The sequence below is a fragment of the Cupriavidus alkaliphilus genome (genome assembly GCF_900094595.1).
Lineage (GTDB): Bacteria > Pseudomonadota > Gammaproteobacteria > Burkholderiales > Burkholderiaceae > Cupriavidus > Cupriavidus alkaliphilus.
This window is the reverse complement of sequence record NZ_FMAD01000012.1, coordinates 160,874-184,228: the sequence shown is the minus strand read 5'-3', so window position 1 is coordinate 184,228 and position 23,355 is coordinate 160,874. Positions and strand designations below refer to the sequence as shown.

At 68.6% G+C, this 23,355-nt stretch carries 22 protein-coding genes; 8 read left to right on the top strand and 14 right to left on the bottom strand.

The window, feature by feature from the left end:
- The first annotated feature begins 128 nt into the window (after positions 1-128).
- Positions 129-416, top strand: coding sequence for a GIY-YIG nuclease family protein (locus GA0116996_RS23170; protein WP_092316265.1), 288 nt, complete (start codon positions 129-131; stop codon positions 414-416).
- Between the two features lie 65 nt (positions 417-481).
- On the opposite strand, the gene GA0116996_RS23165 is transcribed toward GA0116996_RS23170, so the two are convergent.
- Positions 482-904, bottom strand: a complete 423-nt coding sequence (locus tag GA0116996_RS23165; protein WP_092316263.1) for an organic hydroperoxide resistance protein — start codon at positions 902-904, stop codon at positions 482-484.
- Positions 905-955: 51 nt separating this feature from the next.
- On the bottom strand, positions 956-1,432 hold the full coding sequence (locus GA0116996_RS23160; RefSeq protein WP_092316261.1) for a MarR family winged helix-turn-helix transcriptional regulator: 477 nt from the start codon (positions 1,430-1,432) through the stop codon (positions 956-958).
- 179 nt (positions 1,433-1,611) lie between these two features.
- Here GA0116996_RS23160 and GA0116996_RS23155 point away from each other — a divergent pair, with 179 nt between their 5' ends.
- Positions 1,612-3,078 (top strand): DegQ family serine endoprotease, encoded by a 1,467-nt coding sequence (locus GA0116996_RS23155; protein WP_092316259.1) that lies wholly within the window; start codon positions 1,612-1,614, stop codon positions 3,076-3,078.
- Positions 3,079-3,349: 271 nt separating this feature from the next.
- The gene (locus GA0116996_RS23150) at positions 3,350-3,682 is read left to right on the top strand and encodes a hypothetical protein (RefSeq protein WP_018004792.1); all 333 of its coding nucleotides are present in this window, start codon (positions 3,350-3,352) and stop codon (positions 3,680-3,682) included.
- Positions 3,683-3,912: 230 nt separating this feature from the next.
- Here the strand turns inward: GA0116996_RS23150 and GA0116996_RS23145 are convergent, their stop codons facing one another.
- Genes GA0116996_RS23145 through GA0116996_RS23135 form a run of 3 tightly spaced genes read right to left on the bottom strand, consistent with a single transcriptional unit; the run spans position 3,913 to position 7,843 of the window.
- Positions 3,913-5,883: a transglutaminase TgpA family protein gene (locus GA0116996_RS23145; protein WP_092316257.1), complete on the bottom strand. Its 1,971-nt coding sequence runs from the start codon at positions 5,881-5,883 to the stop codon at positions 3,913-3,915.
- Positions 5,880-6,911: a DUF58 domain-containing protein gene (locus GA0116996_RS23140; RefSeq protein WP_092316255.1), complete on the bottom strand. Its 1,032-nt coding sequence runs from the start codon at positions 6,909-6,911 to the stop codon at positions 5,880-5,882. The genes GA0116996_RS23145 and GA0116996_RS23140 overlap by 4 nt, the downstream gene beginning before the upstream one ends.
- A 5-nt stretch (positions 6,912-6,916) precedes the next feature.
- Positions 6,917-7,843 (bottom strand): AAA family ATPase, encoded by a 927-nt coding sequence (locus GA0116996_RS23135; protein WP_092316253.1) that lies wholly within the window; start codon positions 7,841-7,843, stop codon positions 6,917-6,919.
- Between the two features lie 265 nt (positions 7,844-8,108).
- Between GA0116996_RS23135 and GA0116996_RS23130 the strand changes: the two genes are divergently transcribed.
- Positions 8,109-8,930 carry a phytanoyl-CoA dioxygenase family protein gene (locus tag GA0116996_RS23130; protein ID WP_092316251.1) on the top strand — a complete coding sequence of 274 codons (822 nt, stop codon included), beginning with the start codon at positions 8,109-8,111 and terminating at the stop codon, positions 8,928-8,930.
- Positions 8,931-8,946: 16 nt separating this feature from the next.
- On the opposite strand, the gene GA0116996_RS23125 is transcribed toward GA0116996_RS23130, so the two are convergent.
- Together GA0116996_RS23125 and GA0116996_RS23120 are read right to left on the bottom strand one after the other, a co-directional pair.
- Positions 8,947-9,786: an IclR family transcriptional regulator gene (locus GA0116996_RS23125; protein ID WP_092316249.1), complete on the bottom strand. Its 840-nt coding sequence runs from the start codon at positions 9,784-9,786 to the stop codon at positions 8,947-8,949.
- A 117-nt stretch (positions 9,787-9,903) separates the two neighbouring features.
- A complete protein-coding gene (locus GA0116996_RS23120) occupies positions 9,904-11,514 on the bottom strand; it encodes an MFS transporter (RefSeq protein WP_092316247.1) in 1,611 nt (536 codons plus the stop codon).
- Between the two features lie 61 nt (positions 11,515-11,575).
- Here GA0116996_RS23120 and GA0116996_RS23115 point away from each other — a divergent pair, with 61 nt between their 5' ends.
- Positions 11,576-12,562, top strand: a complete 987-nt coding sequence (locus GA0116996_RS23115) for a LysR family transcriptional regulator (protein WP_092316245.1) — start codon at positions 11,576-11,578, stop codon at positions 12,560-12,562.
- Between the two features lie 48 nt (positions 12,563-12,610).
- Here the strand turns inward: GA0116996_RS23115 and GA0116996_RS23110 are convergent, their stop codons facing one another.
- A complete protein-coding gene (locus GA0116996_RS23110) occupies positions 12,611-13,171 on the bottom strand; it encodes a YggT family protein (protein WP_018004782.1) in 561 nt (186 codons plus the stop codon).
- Positions 13,172-13,360: 189 nt separating this feature from the next.
- Here GA0116996_RS23110 and GA0116996_RS23105 point away from each other — a divergent pair, with 189 nt between their 5' ends.
- Together GA0116996_RS23105 and GA0116996_RS23100 are read left to right on the top strand one after the other, a co-directional pair.
- A complete protein-coding gene (locus GA0116996_RS23105) occupies positions 13,361-13,819 on the top strand; it encodes a MarR family winged helix-turn-helix transcriptional regulator (RefSeq protein ID WP_092316243.1) in 459 nt (152 codons plus the stop codon).
- Positions 13,820-13,950: 131 nt separating this feature from the next.
- Positions 13,951-14,628, top strand: a complete 678-nt coding sequence (locus GA0116996_RS23100; RefSeq protein ID WP_092316241.1) for a glycine zipper 2TM domain-containing protein — start codon at positions 13,951-13,953, stop codon at positions 14,626-14,628.
- 3 nt (positions 14,629-14,631) lie between these two features.
- On the opposite strand, the gene GA0116996_RS23095 is transcribed toward GA0116996_RS23100, so the two are convergent.
- The 3 genes from GA0116996_RS23095 to GA0116996_RS23085 form a co-directional block, all read right to left on the bottom strand.
- Positions 14,632-16,179, bottom strand: coding sequence for an acyl-CoA synthetase (locus tag GA0116996_RS23095; protein ID WP_092316239.1), 1,548 nt, complete (start codon positions 16,177-16,179; stop codon positions 14,632-14,634).
- 105 nt (positions 16,180-16,284) lie between these two features.
- Complete coding sequence (locus tag GA0116996_RS23090; protein WP_092316237.1) at positions 16,285-16,995, bottom strand: dienelactone hydrolase family protein; 711 nt, start codon at positions 16,993-16,995, stop codon at positions 16,285-16,287.
- 107 nt (positions 16,996-17,102) lie between these two features.
- Entirely contained in the window at positions 17,103-17,819 is a 717-nt protein-coding gene (locus GA0116996_RS23085) for a phospholipase D family nuclease (RefSeq protein WP_243419779.1), read from the bottom strand.
- Between the two features lie 232 nt (positions 17,820-18,051).
- Here GA0116996_RS23085 and GA0116996_RS23080 point away from each other — a divergent pair, with 232 nt between their 5' ends.
- Positions 18,052-18,258, top strand: coding sequence for a dodecin (locus GA0116996_RS23080; RefSeq protein ID WP_018004776.1), 207 nt, complete (start codon positions 18,052-18,054; stop codon positions 18,256-18,258).
- A gap of 13 nt (positions 18,259-18,271) precedes the next feature.
- On the opposite strand, the gene GA0116996_RS23075 is transcribed toward GA0116996_RS23080, so the two are convergent.
- The 3 genes from GA0116996_RS23075 to GA0116996_RS23065 all read right to left on the bottom strand — a co-directional run bounded on the left by GA0116996_RS23075 (position 18,272) and on the right by GA0116996_RS23065 (position 23,341).
- Positions 18,272-19,084: a tetratricopeptide repeat protein gene (locus tag GA0116996_RS23075; RefSeq protein WP_092316233.1), complete on the bottom strand. Its 813-nt coding sequence runs from the start codon at positions 19,082-19,084 to the stop codon at positions 18,272-18,274.
- Positions 19,085-19,170: 86 nt separating this feature from the next.
- A complete protein-coding gene (locus GA0116996_RS23070) occupies positions 19,171-21,429 on the bottom strand; it encodes a TonB-dependent receptor (protein WP_244159964.1) in 2,259 nt (752 codons plus the stop codon).
- A 244-nt stretch (positions 21,430-21,673) separates the two neighbouring features.
- Entirely contained in the window at positions 21,674-23,341 is a 1,668-nt protein-coding gene (locus GA0116996_RS23065) for a ShlB/FhaC/HecB family hemolysin secretion/activation protein (protein ID WP_092316231.1), read from the bottom strand.
- Positions 23,342-23,355: the final 14 nt, after the last annotated feature.

Below are 23,355 nucleotides of genomic sequence, written 5' to 3'. Positions count from 1 at the left end.
GCTCTTATCTTGCAAAACCCCTCGACAGCGTGTGCTGCGAGGGGTTTTGTCTTTGGCGCGGCGAAAACGCCGTGCTCGCCATTGCCGTCACGCCGTAATACCATTCCCGCAGCTCACCATTTCCGCCCATGTCCGCTGACTGCGCCTGGTATCTCTACCTGCTCGAATGCACCGGCGATTCCATTTACACCGGAATCACCACGGACGTGGCGCGCCGTTTTGCCGAACACCAGTCCGGAAAAGGCGCCAAATATACGCGCTCGCGCAAGCCGATTCGCGTGCTCGGCCAGTTGCGCTTCGCCACCAAGTCGGAAGCGTTGAAGGCGGAAATCGAGATCAAACGCCTGAGTTCGGCGCAGAAACGGTCATTTTGCGCGCAGCTGCCTGCCCTCGACGCGGAGGCGCAGACGGCGTGATATCAAAGAAAAACGGCCCGCATCGCAAGCGCGATGCGGGCCGTTTTCTCTTTTGAATTGCCGCTTCAGACCAGGGTTAACGTAACGTCGATATTGCCGCGGGTCGCGTTCGAGTACGGGCACACCTGATGCGCCTGCTCGATCAGTTTCTCGGCCGCTTCACGCTCGAAGCCCGGCAAGGAAATCTTCAGTTCGACCTGGATGCCGAAGCCCTGCGGGATCGGACCGATGCCGACCGCGCCCTGGATCGATGCATCGGCGGGCACGTTGATCTTCTGCTGGCTGGCGACATAGCGCATCGCACCCAGGAAGCAGGCCGAATAGCCGGCAGCGAACAGCTGCTCCGGATTCAGCCCGTTGCCGGCACCACCCATTTCCTTGGGCACCGCCAGCTTGGCGTCGAGCTGGCCGTCGGCCGTGGTGGCACGGCCATCGCGGCCGCCGGTGGCGGTGGCATGGGCGGTATATACGACTTTCTCGAGTTTCATCTAAGGCTCCGGTTTGGTTGCCCGCAGGGGCGCCATCATTAATGCCTGCCGTCAGTCCGGCAAGCTGGAATCGGTTCGCGCTTGTTCGAGCGTCGACCGCAGTGCATGCAAGCGCCGCGTCAGCGCCTGGATCTCTTCGACCGGGCATTGCGTGGCGCACAACATCTTTTCAGGAATCCCCGTCGCGCGCTGGCGCAGTGCGCGGCCGGCGTCAGTCACGCTGACCAGGACCCTGCGTTCGTCAGTCGCATCCCGCGTGCGGGTCACCAGGCCCGTGGTGGCGAGCCGCTTCAGCAGTGGCGTGAGCGTGCCCGAATCCAGCGCCAGGCGCTTGCCGAGTTCCGAGACCGACAACGTTTCCGTCTCCCACAAGACCAGCATGACCAGATACTGCGGATAAGTAAGCCCGAGCTCACTTAGCAGTGGCTTATACAGCTTGGTCATCGCCAACGAGCTCGAATACAGCGCAAAGCATAGTTGGTGATCCAGCAAAAGCCAGTCGGTGGCGGCTTCGTTTTCGCGTTCCATGTCTATATATTAGACGCAATTAGATTGTGCGCAAGATAAATTTTCACGTCGTGACCAGATGGCGCGTAGCCGGGCGTCGGGTCACAAGCCTTAAGTCTGTTTTAAGTCTTGGTCGCTAGCATGACGGTGTTGCGTCGCATCGTGCCGACGCCGGATGCTAAAAAAGGAAAGGAACACCTATGATGCGCCAGACCATTGCTCGCACCGCCGTCGGTATCGCGGCCCTGGCCGCGCTCGGCGGCGGCTATGCCTATCTGCAGCGAGAAGTCATCCCCACGGGCTACGCGGCTCCCGCTCCCGTGGCAGCGGCCGCACAGCCGGCGGCTGCCGTGGCCCGGCCGATGGACTTCTCCGGCATCGTCGCTCAGTACGGACCCGCGGTGGTCAACATTAGCGTGACCGCGCGCGCCCAGCGCACGTCGGTACAGATGCCGCCCGGCATCGATCCGGACGATCCGCTGTTCCAGTTCTTCAAGCGCTTCGGCCCGCAGTTCCAGGGGCCGCAGGGTGGCCCCCAGCAACTGGTGCGCGGGCAGGGCTCGGGCTTTATCGTCAGCCCCGATGGGCTGATCCTGACCAATGCGCACGTCGTCGACGGCGCGCAGGAAGTGACCGTCAAGCTGACCGACCGCCGCGAGTTCAAGGCCAAGGTGCTTGGGACCGACCCGCAGACCGACGTGGCAGTGATCCGCATCGATGCCAGGGACCTGCCGACCGTGCGCCTGGGCGATCCGTCGCAGGTGCGCGTGGGCGAGCCGGTGCTGGCGATCGGCTCGCCTTACGGCTTCGAGAACACCGTGACCGCGGGCATTGTCAGCGCGAAATCGCGCTCGCTGCCTGACGACACCTATGTGCCGTTCATCCAGACCGATGTGGCGGTCAACCCCGGCAACTCGGGCGGTCCACTGTTCAACCAGCGTGGCGAGGTGGTCGGCATCAACTCGCAGATCTACAGCCAGACCGGTGGCTACCAGGGCCTGTCGTTCGCGATCCCGATCGACGTGGCGACCAAGGTGCAGCAGCAACTGGTGGCGCATGGCAAGGTCACGCGCGGGCGTCTCGGCATCAGCGTGCAGGAGGTCAACCAGGCGCTGGCGCAGTCGTTCGGCCTGCCCAAGCCGACCGGGGCGCTGGTCAACTCGGTCGAGCCTGACAGTCCGGCTGCGCGCGCGGGCCTGAAGCCGGGCGACGTCATCGTGCAGCTGGACAACGACGTGATCGATCATTCGGGCGACCTGCCGGAGCACGTCGCCGATATCAAGCCGGGCACGCAGAGCTCGCTGAAGATCATCCGCAAGGGCCAGCCGATGACGTTGTCGGTGACGGTCGGCACGGCGCGGGACCAGGCGGTTGCGCAAAAAGCGGGCGGCAAGGAGGCCAACGGCCGGCTGGGGCTGGCGGTGCGCCCGCTGTCGCCGGCGGAGAAGCGCGAAAGCGGTATCGAAGGCGGCCTGGTGGTCGAGGACGTGACCGGTCCCGCCGCACGCGTGGGCATCCAGCCCGGCGACGTGATCCTGTCGCTCAACGGTACGCCGATCGCTTCGGTCGATCAGCTGCGCACGCTGGTGGGCAAATCGGGCAAGCAGGTGGCGCTGCTGGTGCAGCGCGATGATGCGCGCATCTTCATTCCGCTCGATCTGGGTTGATCTTCGCGGGCACCGCTGCGTGCCCGCGAGCCGTTAACCAGCAAGGCTTTGACGTCATCGCGGGTCGTATACCCGCACGTATACCGCCACGTTTACGAGGGGGTATACGTGCAGGTATACGGCCCGCTAAGCCTTACCGGAGGCGGGATTCAGCGCAACGAACTACTTACAGAAAGCGCGCCAGCAGGTATCATCTCGACTGCGATGCACGAAGCATGCGGCGGCAGCCCCCGCCGGCCCTGGTTCTGCTGAATCGACAAAGAGGAAGTCTATGCAGTTGGATTTCACCCGTGCCCCGATGCCGGGTACCGATAGAGCGCGGCGACTGACGTCCACGACGTCTGCCACCGGCTCCGCGCCGAAGCCCCGGCGGCGCAAGAAGGAGGTCGCCCCGCACTGGGAGCGCGGCTACCGTTCGCACTTCTACCGCAACGAGCGCGGCGACAAGCTTGGCGAAGTGCGCCTGTCCGAACGCGGCGAGCTTCCGGTGGTCTACCACTGGGCCGCCGGCAACTACTCCGGCGCGGAAGGCTCGCTGGCCCACGCCCGTGCGCGCGTGGAAGAGACCATCGGTTTCGGCATGCGCCAGCTGTCGCTGTTCTGAGCAGGATCTTCGCCGGTGCCGCGTTCGCCGGCACTGCGAGCCGTCCGCGCCCACCCTTCGCGCGCGGTGCCTTCGCTTCTCCCCTGATCTTCCCAGTTGTTTCCGCAGTCCCCGAGCGTAGCCTGCAGCCGGCGCCGTTCCAGCCAGTCCGGCAATCAGACGATAGAGATCCTCGCAAGCGATCAGTGTGGCCTGCCGCGTGACCGGCGCGCCCTGGTTGCGCCCGCCCGTTATCGGCGCAATGCCGCCGAGATCCCGCGGATGCCGGCCCGCATCGACGCCAGGACCTGCGCCTGCGTTTCGGCCGGCAGGTTGCCGTAGCGCAGGCTGACATAGGCGGCGCTGACGGCTGCGATCGCCGCGCCGGCGCGCGGCAGTTGCGCGCTGGCCCGCGCCGCAAAATCCTGCGGGCCTTCGGCCGGCGCGCGCGCACAGCCGTGGCGGGCAAGCACCGCGCAGAAGCGCGCATAGGCCGCACCGACCGGATCCGCGGGCGCGCGCCGCCGCCACAGCGGCACCAGCGCCAGCAGGCACAGCATGCCAAGCACGGCCGCCAGCAAGGGTCCGGCACCGGCGCTGGTGCCGAGCGCCTGCAGCAGCCGCTGCTGCCGCGCATGGTCGTACTGCAGCACCCAGCGCTGCCAGGTGTAGACCATGCCTTCATAGGCCCAGCGCAAATCCTTGAGCCATGCCGGCTGCCGCGACGGACGCCAGTCAGCGGCTTCGTTGCCGACCACCGCATCCAGCCCCTGCTCGATGCGGCTGGGCGCGACCGCGCTGGTCGGGTCCACGCGTACCCAGCCGCGGCCGTCGAGCCAGACTTCGGCCCACGCATGCGCATCGGACTGGCGCACCACGTAGTGGTTGGCCATGGGGTTGTACTCGCCGCCCTGGTAGCCCGTGACCACGCGCGCCGGTACGCCGGCGGCGCGCATCAGGAAGACGAAGCTGCTGGCGTAGTGCTCGCAGAAGCCGCGCCGCGTGTCGAACACAAAGCTGTCGATCTGTTCGGCTCCCAGCGGTGGGGGAGTAAGCGTATAGGCGAAAGGTGCTGCCGCGAACAGCCGCAGCGCGGCTTGCACGCGCGCCGCGGGATCGGCATGGCGCTGTGCCCATTGCGCGGCCAGTGCGCGGGCGCGCGGGTTGCCCGGCGGCAGGCTCAGCGCCAGCCGCAGCGTGGCCGGCGGCAACGATTCGGCCGGCGGCGACAGCGTGGAATGCGTGCGATAGCGGATGCGTTGCTCCACCGGCCGGCGCGCCATGAATTCGCCATCGGGCGTGATGCCGGCATCCGCGCCGGCAGACAGTGCCTGACCTCGGTCGAGCACGAACAGCCAGCGCTGCCGGCTGGGTTCCAGCGTGATGCTGATGTCGATGCCGGCCGTGCCGCCGGCGCCGGCCGCCGGCGCCAGTTGCTGCCGCCGCAGCCGTGAGGGGTGCCAGGTGGTGCCGTCGTATTCCCACAGCACCAGCGCGCGCCAGTACAGCGCGGACGCCGGCAACGGCGGGCCGGCGATTTCGGCACGCAGGGCGATCTCGGGCGAACGGATCAGTTGCCCCACGCTGCCCGGGCGCATGGTGTCGCTGATGCCGGTGGTGCCGCTCTGCGTGGACTGGGGCAGCTGCCACAGCGGGTGCTCCAGGCGCGGGAACAGCACGAACAACGCCAGCGCCCACGGCAAGCCCAGCAGCGCCATGCGTCCCAGCAGCGGCCAGATCGCCAGCCGGCTGCGCGCCTCGGGATGATGCAGCAGCAGCCAGTTACGCAGTACCCAGGCACCGATGGCCAGGCTGTACAGCGCCAGCCAGAACGGCTGGTCGGACAGGTACAGCGTCAGCAGCAGGTAGAACGACAGCTGCGTGACCAGGGTCGCGTCCGACAGCGCACGGCATTCCAGCAGCTTCAGGATGACAAAGGCGCCCAGCAACGCCACCGCCAGCTCGCGCCCGATGCCGCCACCGTCCTGCCACACCAGCGCGCATGCCACCAGCAGCACCAGCATCGCGGTGGTGCCGAGCATCCAGCGCGACGGCAGCGGCGCGCGCCGCCGCCACAGCAGCCAGCGCCACGCCAGCAACAGCACCAGCAGCAGGCTGACCGCCACCGGCAGCGTGCGCGCCTGCGGCGCCAGCACCAGCGCCAGCTGGCCAAGCAGCAGGCCATGGTCTTCATGCCGCAGCGGCCGGGGCGCGGGTTTCATGCGTGTTCCACAGCGCGGTGCGTGCCAGGCCGCTGTGGCCACAAGGCCAGCGCCTCGAGGCACGCGCGCCGGTGGCTGGCGCCGCGCGCCGGCGGCAGTTCGACGCCGGGCAGGCGCAGGCCAATCTCGGCCTCGTCGCCGGCGGCAAGCAGCCACGCGCACAGGCGCGACAGCCGGGCCTCGGCCTCCATGCCGGCGGGCAGCGCGTGCCAGTCCAGCCAGCGCGCCGGCTGCCGCGGCGGATCGCCGGCGCGGCTGAGCCATCGGCCGGTGCGCGCGCTGTGCTTCCAGGCGATGCGGTGCAGCGGGTCGCCGCTGCGGTAGCGGCGCAACTGGTCGATGCCGTCGTCGCTGTGCGTTGTGCTGGGGGCAGCGTGCGCGTCGTCGTCATCGTCGGGGCGGTGCGCGGGCGGCGGCGGCGGGGCGTCGGCTTCCGGCGCGGGGTAGACCAGCGTCGACAATTCCAGGTCCGCGTGGCTCCAGACATGGAACAGGCCGAACGGAAAGCGGCTGGCAATCGTCACGCGCGGCAGCGCCAGACGGCCGCGGCGCGGCGCTGGCACGTGCAGCGCCAGCATGCCGCTGGCATTGGCATCCAGCGTCAGCGTTGCGGCGGCGACTTCCGGCATGGCGGACAAGCGGGCCTCGATGCCGATGCGCGCGTCGCCGCCACGGCTGTCGACGCGCAGGTGGAACACGGCGTCGTGCCCGGCATGGACCGCCGCCACCGGCCCCGCGGCCACGGCGAGGTCAAGCAGGTTACGGTAGGCCAGCCACATGCATGACATGCCGATACCGGCGAGCATGAAGGTCAGCGCAAAACCCAGGCTGATGTTGTAGTTCAGCGAGGTCATCAGCATCGCGGCCAGCACCACCGCAAAACCGACGCCGCCGCGGGTGGGCAGGATGTAGAGATGGCGGCGGTCCAGCATCACCACGCCGCCCGCACCGCCGGCAGGGCGCCGGCTTGCGGCGCGGCGCCGGGCGAGGCGTGGCACGCCGCCGAGCACGCCCTTGCGCGCCGCCATGGCGCTCAGGGGATCGCCACGCCGGCCAGCAGCGCGGCCAGCTGGCCGTCGACGGCGGCGTGGCCACCGGCGCCGGCCGGCAACAGGCGGTGCGCGGCCACGGCCATGAACACCGCCTGCAGGTCTTCGGGCAGCACCAGGTCCCGTTGTGCCAGCAGCGCCCAGGCGCGCGCGCACGCCAGCAGCGCCAGCCCGGCGCGTGGCGACAGTCCCGCGGCAAAGCCGCCGTGGCTGCGCGTGGCCTGCACCAGCGCCAGCGCGTAATCGACCAGCGCCGGGCTGGCGTACACCTGCGCGGCCGCTTCCTGCAGCGCCAGCACCTGGCTGCCATCCATCACCGGCGGCAGTTCCGCCGCGCTGGCGCCGCCAAGGTACAGCACGCGCTCGAAGGCGGGGTCGGGGTAGCCCAGCGACAGCCGCATGGTAAAGCGGTCCAGCTGGGATTCGGGCAGCGCATGGGTGCCGATCTGCTCCAGCGGGTTCTGCGTGGCGATCACGAAAAACGGCGACGGCAGCGCGTGCGTGGCGCCGTCATGGGTCACCTGCCCCTCGGCCATCGCCTCAAGCAGCGCGCTCTGGGTCTTGGGCGGTGCGCGGTTGATCTCGTCGGCCAGCACCACCTGCGCGAACACGGGGCCGCGGTGAAAGCGGAATTCGCCGGCATCGCGGACAAAGACCGAAACCCCGATCAGGTCGGCCGGCAACAGGTCGCTGGTGAACTGCACGCGCTGGTAGTGCAGCCCCAGCGTGCGCGCCAGCGCATGCGCCAGCGTGGTCTTGCCCACACCCGGCACGTCTTCCAGCAGCAGGTGGCCGCGTGCCAGCATGCAGGCCAGCGCTAGCCGCACCTGCTGAGGCTTGCCAAGGACAATGCGGCCCAGCTGGGCCCGGGCCTCGGCCAGCGAAGCGACGATGCGGGGGCGTGCAGTCACGTGGGACCTCGGCGCTAGGGCCTGGAAAAAACGCGGTTGATGCAGGAATTATCGGGCAAAGACCAGCGCATTGTAGCGGCGCGTCCGGCATGCGTTACCGTCTGTTGCCGTACGCAGGCGGCCGATGTCCTGGCGCGGTCCGGCAGGCTGCGGAAGCGGCGCCTGCGCCAGATGGCGCCGGTTCTGGCATCATGAGCCTGTCGGGCCACCGCGGCCCAGTTTCTCTTTTCGCCTCTTTGCGCGGCCGTGCGCCGCGCCTGCTGCAATGACCTCGCTGGATCCCTGCGCCGACCTGCCCGCTTCCACCCTGTCTGCCGATGCCGGCGCGCTGCCGCGCCTGGTGCAGGCCTTCCACGCCAACGGCTTTGTGATCCTGCGCGGCTTTGCCGACGAGCCGGCGTGCGCGGCGCTCGAGGCGGTGACGCGCCAGCATCTCGCCGCGGCGGTGCCGCCGGTGGAATTCGAGGCCGATCTCGGCTATCCGGGTGCCCCGCCCACGCGCGACGCCGCCGGCGGCGGCACGGTCAGGCGCCTGCGCCAGGCCTACGGGCGCGATGCGGTGTTCCGCCGCTGGGCCAGCGATCCGAAGCTGGTGGCGGTGGTGCAGGCCTTGCTGGGCGAGCCCGCCCGCATCACGCTGGCGCATCACAACTGCGTGATGACCAAGCACCCGCACTACGGCAGCCAGACCGGCTGGCATCGCGATACCCGCTACTGGTCGTTTGCGCGGCCGGAACTGGTGACGGTGTGGCTGGCGCTGGGCGACGAGGACGAGCGCAATGGCGTGCTGCGCGTCATCCCGGGTTCGCACCAGGCCAGGCTCGAACCCGGACAGCTGGACCCCGCCGAATTCCTGATCGAAGCGCACCCGGCCAGCCAGCCGCTGCTGGATGCCGCGCAGCCGCTGGCGCTGCACCGCGGCGATGTGCTGTGCTTCGATAGCCGGCTGTTCCATGCGGCCGGCCGCAATGCGTCCGATGCGGTCAAGCTGTCGGTGGCGTTCGCGTATTTCGGCGCCAGCAACCGGCCGCTGGACGGCACGCGCTCGGCCGAGTTCGGCAGCGTCGAGCTGCCCGCAGTGGTCTGAGCCGGCGCGGCTGCGCTCAGGTGCGCAGCCCGACCAGCCCGGAAATCTTCTCGGAGGCGTCGAGCAGCGGAGGCAGGAAGCGCTCCAGCATTTCCTGCGCGCTGGTGCGGTTGGCCTGGCCGCTGATGTTGATGGCGGCGATGGTGTGGCCGGCGCGGTTGCGGATCGGCGCGGCCAGCGATACCAGCCCTTCCTCCAGCTCCTGGTCGTTCAGGGCCCAGCCGCGCTGGCGGATATCGGCGACGATCGCCTTGAGCGCGTCCACGTCGGTCACGGTGCGCCCGGTGCGCGCGCGCAGCTCGGTGGCGCGCAGCACGCTGTCGAGCTCGGGCTCGCTCAGCCCGGCCAGCAGCACCCGTCCCATCGACGAGCAATACGCCGGCAGGCGGCTGCCGATCGACAGGTTGATGGTCATGATCTTGCGCGCCGGCACGCGCAGCACGTAGACGATCTCGGTGCCGTCCAGCACCGAGATCGAGCAGCTTTCATGGACCTGCTGCGACAGCGTCTCCATGATCGGCTCGGCCAGGTTCCAGAACGGCATCGAGGTCAGGTAGGCAAAGCCCAGGTCCAGGATCTTGGGCGTGAGCCGGAACAGGCGCCCGTCGGCCTGCACATAGCCCAGCCCCACCAGCGTCAGCAGGATGCGGCGCGCGCCCGCGCGCGTCAGGCCGCTGGCCTGGGCGATTTCGGTCAGGGTCTGGGCCGGGTGCTGCGCGTTGAAGGCGCGGATCACCGACAGCCCGCGTGCAAAGGACTGCACATAGCTGTCGCTCGGCTTTTCGGGCGTGGCGGCGCTGTCGGCGGTCGGCGATGCTGGCGGCGGGGTCTGGCGGGAATCGGTGGGACTGGCCATCTGCGTAGCCCGGCGCGGTTCGCCGGATTGGCACGGAAAGGCCGAAAGGGTAGAGGAAATGCCGACATTGCGCCAGTACCGGGCCCGGACAGGCCCGGCCCGCCAGCCGCCTGGCCTTTAGCGGAAGCTGCGCTGCGCCAGCACGAACACCGCGCCCGCCACGCACAGCGCGGCAAAGCCATGCAGCAGGTCCATGCCGGCGAGCAGCGTCGCCTGCCGGTCGACTTCCTGCGAAAGCTTGGCCAGTCCCGCCGCTGACAGCGCGTCGGGCATCTGCAGCACCGGGTTGAAGCGGGTGATGTGCTCGACCAGGTGGGTGCGGTGCTGCGCCAGGCCGTCCTGCATGAAGACGCTGGCGAGCCCGGTGCCCATTGCCGAGGCAATCTGCTTGCACACGTTCTTGAACTGGTAGGCGTGCGAGAAATCCTCGACCGGCACTTCCAGGTAGGTCATCGACGCCACCTGCACCATCAGCAGCACCGGCGTCAGCCCTTCGAGCAGCACCACCGGCACCAGCGCGTAGTCCGGCGCGCCCGGCATTAGCCGGGTCGACAGCAGCATCGCCGCGCAGGCGTAGACGACAAAGCCGATCGCGATCACGCGCCGCTTGCGGAACACCAGCGCCATGCCCAGCGTGATCACGATGGCGCCGATGGCGGAGACCGTGCCGCTGGTCGACAGCAGCATGCAGGTGGTGCGGAAGGTCAGCCCGAGGCCGGTCTGCGTCAGCGTCGGCAGCAGGAACGACCACGCCGACGACAGCAGGTAGTAAAGGGTGTAGAAGCCAAGGCCGTACAGGTACTGGCGCCCCGCCAGGCGCGAGAAGTCGATCCACGGGTCCGGATGGCGATACAGCCGCCAGCCGCTGAAGGCAAACAGCGCCACGCCGCACAGCGCGGCCAGCGGCATCTCCAGCGAGCTGAAGAAGCGCGTGTAGCGCATTTCCTGCAGCGTATGCAGGAACACCAGCGCGCCCAGCGCGGCGGCGATGGCCGCGGGCCAGTCCAGCGTCGACACCGGCGGATGCGGATCGCGCGGCGCGCGCGCGGGGTAGGTCAGCGCGACCGACAACAGCACCGGCAGCGCAATGCCGGCCTGGAACAGGAACACCGCGCGCCAGCCGATATCGTCCAGGAAGATGCTGGTCAGCCACGGCGTGATCGCCAGCATCGAGAACGCGCCGCCGCCGAAGCGCAGCATCAGCGGGGCGCGCTCGGCCGGCGTCGACACCAGCTGCACCAGGATGCGCGAGGCCGCGAACAGGCCGCCCGCGCCCAGCCCCTGCACCGCCTTGCCGGTGATCAGGCCGGCCGGGCTGGCAAACTCCGCGCAAATCAGCGAGCCGGCGATGAACACCAGCAGCGACACCATGGTGAAGCGCTTGTACGTGATGCGGCGCGCGACCTGGTCCAGCACCATGTTCATCAGCACCGCGGTGGCGGCGTAGGCCGAGATCGCGTACAGGTAGTCTTCCGGCGCGGCGCCGACCCCGCCCTGGATATGCTGGCTGGCCACGCCCATCATCAGCGTGGACGAGAAGTCGATGCCGGTCACCAGACCGAGCGTCAGACCGAACAATGAAAGACGCCAGTGACCCATCTCGGGGTGACTGGCGATCTGCATGCGCGGGCGCTTGGAGGTAGTGGTGCCGAGGGCGGCTGGGGCGGGAATGGCTGGAATGGCGGGGGCTGGCGCGTCCGATCCAGCCAGGACAGGCGTTTGTTGCATCGCTCAAGCATAATGTAGGCCCACCGTCGAGAACTACAGGTTGTCAGGGAAACATTGTCCGGTGAACGAAACAATCCAATGGAATGACTGGGAGGCGTTCTGCTGCGTGGTCGAGCAGGGCACGTTCACGGCCGCGGCGGAGCAGCTCGACTGCCCCAAGTCGCGCGTGTCGGCCGCGGTCGCGCGGCTGGAAACCGCCATCGGCGCCAAGCTGCTGGAGCGCACCACGCGCCGCATGCGTCTCACCGATGCCGGCAAGGCGGTCTATCGCGACGTCGCGCCGCTGTTCGCGCGGCTGCGCGAGATCCGCCAGGAAACACTGGCGCGCGAAGAGCGCGTGCAGGGCGTGCTGCGCATCGCCACGCCTTATGAATTCGGCGCGCAGCAGCTCGGCGGCGTGATCTGCCGCACGCTGGCGGCACACCCCGCGCTGGATGTGGCGGTGGAAATCACCCAGGGCCTGGTCGATCCGATCCGCGACGGCTTCGACGTGGCCTTTGTCATCGTCGACGCCGACCTGCCTGATTCGGGCACGGTGGCGCGCCGGATCTACCACGTCGAACGCGGCCTGTTCGCCGCGCCGGCGCTGGCGGCCAGCCTGCCGGCGCAGCTGCGCCCGGAAGACCTGGCCAATATGCCGACCCTGACCACGCCTGGCGACACGGTGTGGGAATTCACCCGCGACGACCAGACCGTATCGGTGCCGATCCGCCCGCGCATGCAGACCCACAACGCCGAACTGCGCCTGCAGGGCGCGCTGGCGGGGCTGGGCATCGCGCGGCTGTCGGTGATCTATTGCGAGGCCGAGGTCGCACAGGGGCGGCTGGTGCGCGTGCTGCCTGACTATCCGCTGCCGCCGCTGCGCGTGTTCGCGCTGCTGCCGGACCGGCGCCTGCAGCCGCGCAAGGTGCGCGCCTTCATGGAAGCGATCGAATCGATGATGGTGTCGGAGTTGCCGCCGGAGGGGGACGCCGAGACGGCGCGGGAGGCCGGGCTGGATGCCGCCGCGGACGGGCTCGCGCCGGGCGAGGCGCGCACCGCGGGTTGAGGGCGCAGTCGGTGAAGGCGTGGCGCCGGTCCTGCGCCGCGGATTCCGTCAGTGCAGGCCGATGATGCCAGCGCCCAGCCGGGCAAGGACCATCAGCAGGATCTGCGCAATCACGAACAGCACCAGCGGCGAGATATCGAAGCCGCCCAGGCGCGGCACCACGCGCTGGATCGGGCGCAGCACCGGCGCGGTCAGGTGGTCGATGGCCGGAGTGATCGGCGAATGCGGGTTGACCCACGACAGGATCGCCATCAGCAGCGTGACCCACATCACCAGGCTGATGGACCACTTCAGCACATAGAGCACGGCAGTCAGCAGCATGGCGGGCACGAAGCCGGGCAGGTCGATGCCGCTGATCAGCGCGACCAGCGCCAGGAACACCACCGCGGTCAGCCAGGCGGCCAGGATCGTGGCCCAGTCGATGCCGCCCACGCCGGGGATGATCCGGCGCAGCGGCCGCACCAGCCAGTCGGTGATCTGGAACACGCCCTGCGAGACCGGGTTGCGCGTGGGCAGCCGCGTCAGCTGCATCCAGACGCGCAGCAGCAGCGCCATGCCGAACAGGGTAAAGACGGTATCCAGCAAGAAGAGAGCGATTTCCGAGAACATCGGTGCGTTTTCCGGTGACGGGTGAAGGTGTCTGCAACCGCACAGATTCTGCCATAGCCGGGCGCGTGCACGGCGCAAAGCGGGATCGGCTGCCGGTGTGCCGTGCGGCCCCTATAATTGCGAGCGCCCCGCCCGGAGGCTTGCGCGCATTGCCGCGCCTTCATTCCCTTTCGCGTTTTTTTGCCGCCCATGCCCAGCAAGTCCGCCTCGTCGCCGCATCCCGCTCCGCTTACCAAGGCCGACTTCGAGGCACTGTCCGACTTCCGCTACCAGCTGCGCCGCTTCCTGCGGTTTTCGGAAGACGCGGCGCGCGAGGAAGGGCTGACGGTGCAGCAATACCTGTTGCTGCTGCATATCCGCGGCTGCGCCGACAAGGACTGGGCCTCGATCGGCGAACTGGCCGAGCGCCTGCAGGCCAAGCAGCACGGCGTGGTGGCATTGGTCAATCGCTGCGAGGCTGCCGGGCTGGTCAAGCGGCGCCTCAACCCCGAAGACCGCCGCGTGGTGCAGGTGCACCTGACCGCCAAGGGCGAGCGCTACCTGAACCGCCTGGCCATGCTGCACCGGACCGAACTCGAATCGCTGCGCGGCGCGTTCCGCGTGGCCCGCATCACGCAGTTCAACGACGACGGCGCGGAGCGCGGCTGACCATCGCCGCGGCGGCATCGCAGGCCGTTACAGGCGGTTACCAATCACAAGCTCCGGTGACACCCGCTGGCCGGCGGCGGCCCTAGACTCGCGCGCATTCCCCAACACGCGCAGCGCGCAGGAGTCCTGACATGTCCATCCCCCTTCGTTCGGTTGTGCTTGCGGTGCTTGGCGCCGGTGCGCTGGCCGGGTGTGCCACGCCGTATGGCTACGACAACGGCTATGGCGCAGGGTATGGCGGGGGCTACGGCAACACCGGCTACGGCAGCACTGGCTACGGCAGCACTGGCTACGGCAGCGGCACCACCATCAGCGGTTACCCGGCGCAGCAGGGCTATCCGCAACAGGGTTACCCGCAGCAAGGCTATCCGCAGCAGGACTACCCGCAGTCTTCGTATCCGCAGCAGCCGTATCCCCAGCCGTCGTACCAGGACGGCAGCTATGGCAACGGCTACGGCAACCAGGCCTACGGCGTGCGCTACGGCTGGGTCGAGGGCATCGAGGTGGTGCCGGGCCAGCCGCCATCGACCAGCGGCGCGGGCGCCGTGGTCGGCGGCATCGTCGGCGGGCTTTTGGGCCACCAGGTGGGCGGCGGGCGCGGCAATACCGTGGCAACCATCGGCGGCGCCGTGGTGGGCGCGGTGGCCGGCAACGAGGTCGAGAAGCGGACCGGCACCAGTGCCCCGGCCTACCGCGTGCGCGTGCGCACCAGCGACAACGCCTACCTGACGCTGACCCAGTCCAATGCCTACCAGATGCGCATCGGCGATCGCGTCAGGATCGAGAACGGCGTGGCCGTGCCGTACTGAGCGTCAGTTCGCGCCGAACAACTGCGCGTAATCCTCGCGCAGCTGGCGCTTGAGCAGCTTGCCCGCGGTATTGCGCGGCAGGTCCGCGACGAACACGATGCGCTTGGGCACCTTGAACGGCGCCAGTGCCTGGCGCGCATGCGCGATCAGTTCGTCCTCGCTGGCATCGTCGTGGCCGCGCTTGCGCACCACGCACGCCGTCACCGCCTCGACCCACTTCGGGTGCGGCAGCGCGAATACCGCTGCCTCGGCCACCGCGCCATGGGTGTACAGGCACTCTTCCACTTCCCGGCTCGACACCAGCACGCCGCCCGAGTTGATCACGTCCTTGATCCGGTCCACCACATACAGGTAGCCCTCGGCATCCATGTAGCCGAGGTCGCCCGAATGGAACCAGCCGCCGGCGAAGGCTTCGGCGGTCTGCTCCGGCTTGTCCCAGTAGTGCGTCAGCAGCTGCGGCGAGCGATGCACGATCTCGCCCAGCTCGCCGGGCGGTACGTCCTGTAGGGTTTCATCGACGATGCGGGTCTCGACATTCAACACCGGGCGCCCCGCCGAGGCCGGCCGTGCGGCGTGCTCGTCGGGTCCCAGCACCGTGGCCAGCGGCCCGATCTCGCTTTGCCCGTAGCAGTTGTAGAAGCGCAGTGCCGGCAGCTTCTGCTGCAGTTCCAGCAGCACCGGCACCGGCATGATCGAGGCACCGTAGTAGGCCTTGGTTAGCATACCCAGCCGGGCCGGGTCGAACTCCGCATGGCGCAGCAGCGCGATCCAGACCGTCGGCGGCGCAAAGAAGCTGGTGATGCGCTCGGCGTGGATGGTGCGCAGGCAATAGCCGGCTTCCGGGCTGTCGGCGATCAGCGTGGTGCCGCCGCACAGCAGCAGCGGCATCAGGAACACATGCATCTGCGCCGAGTGGTACAGCGGCAGCGCGGCCAGCGAATAGTCCGACGCGCGGATATCGCAGGCGGCGATGGTGCTGAAGTATTCGGCCAGCAGCGCGCGATGCGTCAGCACGGCACCCTTGGGCGCGGAGGTGGTGCCGGAGGTGTACAGGATCTGCGCGGGCGTGGACTCGGCGAGGGTGCCCGACACCGGCGCCGTGGGGCCGTCGGCGGCCGCGGCGAGAATATCGGTGCGACGATCGCCGCCATGCAGCGTGCCGCGGACCTTGCACGGCAGGCCGTCGACGCGCTCGGCCAGCGCCGGGTCGGAAAAGATCGCGCTGGCGCCCGATTGCGTGACGATGTACTCGGCCTCGGCCCGCGTCATCGAGAAATTCACCGGCACATGGATCAGGCCGCTGCGCAGGCAGGCCAGCCACAACAGCACATAGGCGTCGGAGTTCTTGCCGAAGGCGGCGACGCGGTCGCCGGGACGCAGGCCCCACTGCGCCAGCGCGCCGGCTACGCGCGCGGTGGCGTCATCGAGCTGGCGAAAGCTCCAGGACCGCTCGCCGAAACGGATCGCGGTCTTGTCCGGGCTGCGCCGCACCGCGCGGGCGATGGCGTCGGGGATGGTGTTGCGCAGGGCGCGCTGCTGCTCTGACTGCATGGTGGTCTCCATTGTTATGGTTGGGGTCCAGCAAGTCTTGAAGCCAAGCGGCGAGGATAAGGTGTGCCGGCTTGCCATGGCAAGCCGGCACACCTTGGGGGCGGACTACAGCGCTTCCGACAGGAACACCAGCGCGCGCCCGTGCGCCAGGGCAGCGCTGGGCTGATGGTAGGAGCCGCGCGCCCAGCAGTTGAAGCCGTGGTCGGCCTGCGGGTAGACGTGAATCTCGGTGGCGGGTTTGCCGGCCATCGCGTCGCGTACGGCCTGCACGGCGTCGGGCGGGATATGCGCGTCGAGCGCGCCGTAGTGGAACTGCACCGGCACGCCGATGCTGGCGGCTTCCTGCAGCTGGTTCTGGATGCCGCCACCGTAGAAGGGCACGGCGGCATCGACCAGTCCGCGCGCCGCGCTCAAGTACGACAGCAGCCCGCCGAAGCAGTAGCCCACCGCGGCTACCTTGCCGGCGCCGGTATGCTGGCGCAGCACTTGCACCGTGGCGGCGATATCGTCCAGTGCGGTCTCCACGTCCACCGCCTTGCGCAAGGCCATGGCGCGCGCCATGTCGTCGCCCTCGTAGCCCAGCTGCACGCGCGGCGCCTGGCGCCAGAACACGTCCGGCGCCAGCACGGCATAACCGTCGGCAGCGTACTGGTCGGCCACCGCGCGGATATGCTCGTTCACACCGAAGATTTCCTGCAGCAGCACGATGCCCGGCGCGCCGGGCTGCACGCCGGCCGGCGGCAGGCTCAGGTAGGCATCGAAGCTGCCCGCGGCGGTGTCGACGCGGATCCACTGGCTGTCGGGAATGGCTGTCATGGCGAAGGGTTCTCCGGAAAGGACTTGGCAGGGTTGCCGCAATATCAGCCCGCCAGTGTGCCACCGCACGCCGCTTCGTGCAGGCGCGGGCCGCGTCGATGCTGCCTTCAGTACGCGCGCGACTGCCGGTAGCGCTTGTGCCAGTTGTCGGTATAGGCCTTGACCACCGCCGCGTCGCCGCGGATCAGCATGCCGTTCTCGGCGTTGCGCTCCTGTGCCGACTTGGTGAAATTGAAGGAGCCGGTGAAGACTGCCTGGTCGTCGAACACCATCACCTTGTTATGGGCGATCGCGGGCTTGTTGTCGATCACCACCGGCACGCCGGCGTGCTTGAGGAAGGTGGCGCTGGTATAGCGCTCGCTCTGCTGGCTCTTGTCCAGGATCACGCGCACGTCGACGCCGCGCCGGTGCGCCTGCGCCACGGCCTCGGCAATCGGCGCGCTGGTGAACGAATAGGCCTGGATCAGCAGGCGCTGGCGCGTGCTGCGGATCGCATTGATCAGCAGCGCCTGGCAACTCGCGCCATCCGGCACGAAGCACAGCGTGTAGCCGCTGCCATCGGCAAAGGGTTTGGTCGGCAGCGGCCTGGCGTCGGGCGGCTGGGCCGGTTGCGCGGGCTTGCCGGTGCGGGACGGGAAGTGATTGGCGACGGCCTCGTTGAAGGTCTCGCTGATGCTGTTGGCGATGGTCTCTGAGACCTCGTCGAAGGTCGAGGTAGAACGGGCGTGCGCCAGCAGCGCGAAGGGACTGAACGAAGTGAAGGCCGACAAGGCGGCGGCCAGGCCCAGGCCCAGCACGGCCCGGCGAACGAAGCGATAAGTCACGGCGGATCTTGGCGTCGGTAAAGGACAGCGTGCGCGCGCCGCGCGCCGCACCTGTCCGGGGGCGGGAACGCAGCGTAGCAGCCGCATACGCCACTGGCAAAGCGGGATTGTGTAACAGGATCTGTGGCTGGTGTTGCGGTGTGCATGGCGTCGCGCCGCAGCCTTGGGACTATCCGCGGCCGGCGCCTATGATGGATGCAACCCATGCGGCCGCGGCCGCCAAGGAGAAGCAATGACGAACCACACCTACAAGCTGGTCGAGATCGTCGGCTCTTCGCCCGACGGCTGCGACCAGGCCATCCAGAGCGCCATCGCCAAGGCTGGCGAGACCATCAAGAACATCGACTGGTTCGAGGTGGTGGAAACGCGCGGCCATATCCAGAATGGCAAGATCGCGCACTACCAGGTCACGTTGAAGGTGGGCTTCCGCGTGACCTGATCCCTCGCTGCGTTCAGGCCGCGGCAGCGGCCTCCGGCGTCGGCTGCGCGGTCTGCACGCCCGTTGCGGCCTGCGCGGCCACGCTGGCATGCGCGTACAGGCGCTGCAGCGCCTGCTGCGGCGCGTCGCGCAGGAACGCCAGCATCTTGTCGATGAAGGGCCCGGTGGCGGTCTGCGGCACCCGCCGGATCCATTGCTGCGCTTCGGCCTCGCGGCCCGCCAGCGCCAGCATGCGCGCATAGTTGAACTGGCCGCGGAAGTCGCCGCCTTCGGCCGCCTGGCGGTAGTACGCGACCGCGCGCGCCGGGTCCTGCGCCACCTCCCAGCCGTCTTCATGGAAGCCGCCGAGGATATTGAGCGACTTGGCATGGCCCAGCGCCGCTGCGCGCTGGTACCAGCCGAGCGCGGCGCGCCGGTCCGCGGCGATGCCGCGGCCCAGCACCAGCGCCGTGGCCAGGTTGTACATGCCCCAGTCCGAACCGCGCTCCGCCGCGAGCGTGTACCAGTGCGCGGCGGCGCGGTCGTCCGGCGCGGTGCCCCAGCCGTTCTCGTAGCATCGGCCGGCCAGGTTGGCCGCGCCCGCGTGGCCGGCGTGCGCCGCGTGCTTGAACCACGCAAACGCCTGCACCGGGTCGCGCGCGACGCCATGGCCGGCAAGGAACCACTGGCCCAGCACCATCTGCGCGTCGAGGTGGCCTGCCACCGCGGCGCCGCCCAGCCACGGCAGCGCCAGCTGCGGCGGGCCGGCCAGCTTGTCGCGCAGTCCGGCGGGACCGAGCTGTTCCAGTTCGACCGGCGTGGCGACGCGGAAGGGCAGGGTATCCATACAAAGGGCTTCGGTTGAAAAGGCAAAACGGCACGCGACCGGAGCCGGCCGCGTGCCGCGTGGTGTGGCCTGGGCGGCCGCCGCGCTCAGTAGCGCAGGTTCAGGTTCAGCACCGCGGTGCGGCCCGGTGCCACGGTCGCGTAGTGCGAGGTGTAGGCCTGGCTGTAGTAGGTCTTGTCGGTCAGGTTCTGCACGTTAAGCTGCAGCGCCACGTTCTTGTTGATGCGGTATGCGGCCATCGCATCGAAGCGCCAGTACGGCGCCACCCACTTGTTGGTGCCCTCGTTGCCCCAGATCTTCGACACGTAGTACGCCCCACCGCCGATGGTCAGGTTCGGCAGCAGCTGGTACGTGGTCCACAGGCTGAAGCTGTCTTCCGGCGTGTTCGGGAACGCCTGGCCGTTGGTCTGGCCGAAGGCCGAGCCGGCGCCGCCGTTGTTGCGCAGCTCGCTCTTCAGGTGGGTGTAGCCGCCGAACATGGCCCACTTGTCGGTCAGGTTGCCGGAGAAGCCCAGCTCGAAGCCGTCCACGCGCTTGTTGCCGGCCATCGCCGCGGTGCCGTCCTGCTGCACAATGCGGGCGTTGGTGGTCTCGATGCGGAAGATCGCCGCGGTCAGGGCCAGGCGGTTCTTCAGCACGTCCCACTTGGTGCCCAGTTCGAACGAGCGGTTCTTTTCCGGCGCCAGCTGGTCGCCGCGGTTGCCGCTGCGGTCCGGAGCCAGGCCGTTGGGATCCGAGCCCTGCGCCAGGAACGCGCCCGCGGGTGTCGACGAGGTGCCGTACGACACGTAGAAGCTGGCGTTCTCCACCGGCTTGTACACCACGCCCAGCTGGTAGTTGAACAGGTTGTCGTCGCGCGAGTATTCCGCACGCGAGCCATTGGCCGCGCGCGCCGCGGTGAAGCTCGAGCGGTAGCTGTCGAAGCGCACGCCGCCGTTGACGATCCACTGCTTGTTCAGCTCCACCGAGTCGAACAGGTACACCGACGCCGTGTTGGTCTTGGCGTTGGTCGGGTTGTTGGTGCGCGCGATGCTGCCGCGCCACGGGTCGTTGGGGTTGGGGTTGAGCAGCGTGGTGCAGTTGTAGCCGCCGGCCGCGCCCGCGCCGTTGGGGCAGCTGCTGTTGCCGGTGTCGACGGTGTAGCTGTCGTTCTCGCTCTTTTCCTGCGAGAACTCGACGCCGAAGACGTACTTGTGCTTGATCGCGCCGGTCAGGAACTCGCCCGACAGGTCGGTCTGGTTGGCCACCGTGCGCGCGGTGGAGTAGCGCGTGTTCACGCGGCGCCAGAGCAGGTCGTAGTAGATGTTGCCCTTGCTGTCGTCAGGCTGGGTGTAGATGTAGTCCTGGTTGGTGCGCGAGAAGCGGGTCTGGTTGCGGAACTTCAGCGCCGGCGAGAAATCGTGCTCGAAGCGGATCGTGCCCATGTCGGCCTGGTCCTTGCGGAAGTCGCGGTCCAGCAGGCCGTAGTAGGTGCTGCGCGGCACGTTGACGGGCGAGCCGTCGCCGGTCTGGCGCGTGCGCGGACGGCCGTCGCGGCGCGCGGTGAAGGCGGGGTTGTTGTACGGGATGCCGACGTCGGGGATGTCGTCGGTCTGCATGTGGTAGTACGACAGCGTCAGGCGCGTGTCGGTGCCCAGGCCGAAGGCCACCGACGGCGCCACGCCCCAGCGCTTCTGGTGCACGGCATCGCGACCGGCGACGTCCTGGTCGTGGAACATCGCATTGAGGCGGAACGCAGCGTGGTCGGCGAACTGCCAGTTGCCGTCGGCGGTCCCGCGTACGTACTGCGCGTTGCCGACGCCGATATTGCCTTCGGCAAAATTGCCCAGCTTGGGCGCCTTGCTGGTGATATTGATGCTGCCGCCGGCCGAGCCGCGCCCGTCGTAGGCGCCGGCCGGGCCCTTGGTCACTTCGACGCTCTCGACGTTGAACAGCTCGCGCGACTGCGCGCCGATATCGCGGAAACCGTCGAGGAAGGTGCTGGCCTGCGCGTCATAGCCGCGGATAAACGGCCGGTCGCCAACCGGATTGCCACCCTCGCCCGCACCGAACGCAATGCCCGGGACCGTGCGCAGCACGTCGGTCAGCGTGGTCGAGCCGGTGCTCTGGATGACTTCCTGTGGAATGACCGTGATCGAGCGCGGCGTATCGCGCAGCGGCTCGGGATTCTTGATCGACGACGAGCTTTCCGCCTTGAAGCCGCTGTCGCCGGTGACCGTGACCTGCGGCAGCTCGACCGGCTTGGGCGCCTGCTGGGCGGCGACCGGCGCCGCCGCGACGGCAGCGCCGACCAGGCTGGTCAAACGTGGAATGGCACCCGACTTCCCGTGGCTCTTTTTTGTTATGACTGCCGAATACTGCACTTTACGCCTCTAATGTATTAGAAAACAGAAACAATAATGAGAAGGATTATCATTTGATGATGGTTGACAGGTCAAGGCTGACTGGCGCGGTCTGGGCCAGTCTTGCCAGAAGTGTTGCGAAATAGCGGCGCCGGCCCGGACCGCGGCCGGGATGTCGGCTCCCAAAAAAAATCGGCCGGCGCAGAACTGCCGCCGGCCGTGCAGGGAACCTTGGAAGAGCCGGGACTCAGTCGAACTGGTAGGAATAGATCATGTTGATGCGTGGCGAGCGGCGGCTGGCATTGGTCGGCTTGTCGCCGACCGGCTGTGCCAGCGACAGGTCCAGCGTGTAGTAGCGCCGGTCCGAGAAGCGCGCGCCGAGGGCCACAGACGACAGGCTGCGGTGCGACAGCGACACGCTGTTGGAATACACGCGCGCCACGTCGGCGGACACATAGGGCTGGATCGTGCGCAGGTAGGTCAGGTCCGGCAGGAACAGCCGGCTGATTTCCGCCGACGCGCCCCAGCCCTTGTCGCCCGCGACTTCGCCGGCGGGATAGCCCAGGCCGAAGAAGCGCCCGCCAAAGCTGATCTGCTCGCCCGAAGCCAGCCGGTCGCCGCTGTACTGGCCGGCGGCGGCCAGGGTCAGGCCGAAGCCCGCGGGCAGGTCCTTCGATTGCGACAGCAGCAGCCGCGTGCGGAAGAAGCTCAGGTCGTTGTTGTTGTTCTGGCGGCTCGCGCCCAGCGCATCGAAGCCCTTGTACAGGCCCAGCGTGGCGTTGCGGCTGACGCCTTCGCCGCGTTGCAGGTAGGTCAGCTCCGCCGTGGCCACGCGCACGTTGGTGCCGAGCGTGACGCGCGTGCCGGTGGCGGTATGGGTATAGCGCTCGAACTGGTCGGCGCCGTACACGCCGCCGGTCAGCGTCAGCGTATGCGCGTTGGACAGCAGCAGCGGATAGCTCAGGGTGCCGCCGATGCGCTTGGTGTCGTTGACATAGCGCGGGTTGAAGCCGATCGGCGCCAGCGTTGCGTTCTGCGGCACGCCACGGTAGTGCGAGGCGTTGAGCCGCGCCACCATGCCTCCGGTACCCATCGGCTGCGCATAGCTGGCGGCGTAGTATTCCTCGCTGTCGCGGCCCTTCGGGAACAGCGCCGAGACCGAGATCTGCTCGCCCAGCGGGGTCAGGCTGTTGGTGGTGGCCGTGGCGATGGCGCGCAGGCCCGGCGACATGTATTCGATGCCGGTGCCGAACGTGAAGGGTTTGCGCTTGACGTCGAGCACCATCTCACAGGCGCCGTCGGTGGTGGTGGGCGGCTGCACCGTGGCCGCCACCTGCAGCCCGGGCTGCAGCGCCAGCGCGTTGACGTAGTGCTCGAAGCGGTCCTGGCGCAGCGGGCGGTCCTGCTGCAGCTTCTCGGCGATGGCGCGCAGGCGGCGCTCGGCCGGACCCGCCTTGCCGGTCACCGTTACCTTGGCGACGTAGCCTTCCACCACCGTCACCAGCACATCGCCGTTGGCAAAGTCCTGCGCCGGCACGAAGGCGAACGACAGCGGGTAGCCGCGCTCCTTGTACATCTGCGTCACCGCATTGGCGGCTTCCAGCAGCTGCGCCACCGTGATCTCGCGGTTGGCCAGCGGCGTGAACTGCGCGGCCACTTCCTCGAACGGCAGCGTCTTGGCGCCCTCGATGCGAAAGCGCCGCGGCGTCAGGCGCGCGTTGAGCAGGTCCTGCATGGCGGGCTGCGGCCGCTCGACCTGCACGGTCACGCGGCTGTCGGGCCGGGCCGGCGCAATCTTGGGAAGCGTCTGGGTTGGATCGCCCTGGACCGGGCTGCGCGGATCGGCCTGGACCAGGCCGTGATGGAACGCGCCGACGCCGACCAGCAGCGCGGCAACGCGATGACGTGCACGCATGGCAAAACCCCTGT

Bases quoted from the DNA above. Each gene is read 5' to 3' on its own strand.
- GA0116996_RS23165 (WP_092316263.1), bottom strand. From the start codon at position 904: ATGAAACTCGAGAAAGTCGTATATACCGCCCATGCCACCGCCACCGGC.
- GA0116996_RS23155 (WP_092316259.1), top strand. From the start codon at position 1,612: ATGATGCGCCAGACCATTGCTCGCACCGCCGTCGGTATCGCGGCCCTG.
- GA0116996_RS23145 (WP_092316257.1), bottom strand. From the start codon at position 5,883: ATGAAACCCGCGCCCCGGCCGCTGCGGCATGAAGACCATGGCCTGCTG.
- GA0116996_RS23105 (WP_092316243.1), top strand. From the start codon at position 13,361: ATGCCCAGCAAGTCCGCCTCGTCGCCGCATCCCGCTCCGCTTACCAAG.
- GA0116996_RS23170 (WP_092316265.1), top strand. From the start codon at position 129: ATGTCCGCTGACTGCGCCTGGTATCTCTACCTGCTCGAATGCACCGGC.
- GA0116996_RS23080 (WP_018004776.1), top strand. From the start codon at position 18,052: ATGACGAACCACACCTACAAGCTGGTCGAGATCGTCGGCTCTTCGCCC.
- GA0116996_RS23140 (WP_092316255.1), bottom strand. From the start codon at position 6,911: ATGGCGGCGCGCAAGGGCGTGCTCGGCGGCGTGCCACGCCTCGCCCGG.
- GA0116996_RS23065 (WP_092316231.1), bottom strand. From the start codon at position 23,341: ATGCGTGCACGTCATCGCGTTGCCGCGCTGCTGGTCGGCGTCGGCGCG.
- GA0116996_RS23110 (WP_018004782.1), bottom strand. From the start codon at position 13,171: ATGTTCTCGGAAATCGCTCTCTTCTTGCTGGATACCGTCTTTACCCTG.
- GA0116996_RS23120 (WP_092316247.1), bottom strand. From the start codon at position 11,514: ATGCAACAAACGCCTGTCCTGGCTGGATCGGACGCGCCAGCCCCCGCC.
- GA0116996_RS23160 (WP_092316261.1), bottom strand. From the start codon at position 1,432: ATGGAACGCGAAAACGAAGCCGCCACCGACTGGCTTTTGCTGGATCAC.
- GA0116996_RS23150 (WP_018004792.1), top strand. From the start codon at position 3,350: ATGCAGTTGGATTTCACCCGTGCCCCGATGCCGGGTACCGATAGAGCG.
- GA0116996_RS23090 (WP_092316237.1), bottom strand. From the start codon at position 16,995: ATGACAGCCATTCCCGACAGCCAGTGGATCCGCGTCGACACCGCCGCG.
- GA0116996_RS23125 (WP_092316249.1), bottom strand. From the start codon at position 9,786: ATGGCCAGTCCCACCGATTCCCGCCAGACCCCGCCGCCAGCATCGCCG.
- GA0116996_RS23130 (WP_092316251.1), top strand. From the start codon at position 8,109: ATGACCTCGCTGGATCCCTGCGCCGACCTGCCCGCTTCCACCCTGTCT.
- GA0116996_RS23075 (WP_092316233.1), bottom strand. From the start codon at position 19,084: ATGGATACCCTGCCCTTCCGCGTCGCCACGCCGGTCGAACTGGAACAG.
- GA0116996_RS23095 (WP_092316239.1), bottom strand. From the start codon at position 16,179: ATGCAGTCAGAGCAGCAGCGCGCCCTGCGCAACACCATCCCCGACGCC.
- GA0116996_RS23100 (WP_092316241.1), top strand. From the start codon at position 13,951: ATGTCCATCCCCCTTCGTTCGGTTGTGCTTGCGGTGCTTGGCGCCGGT.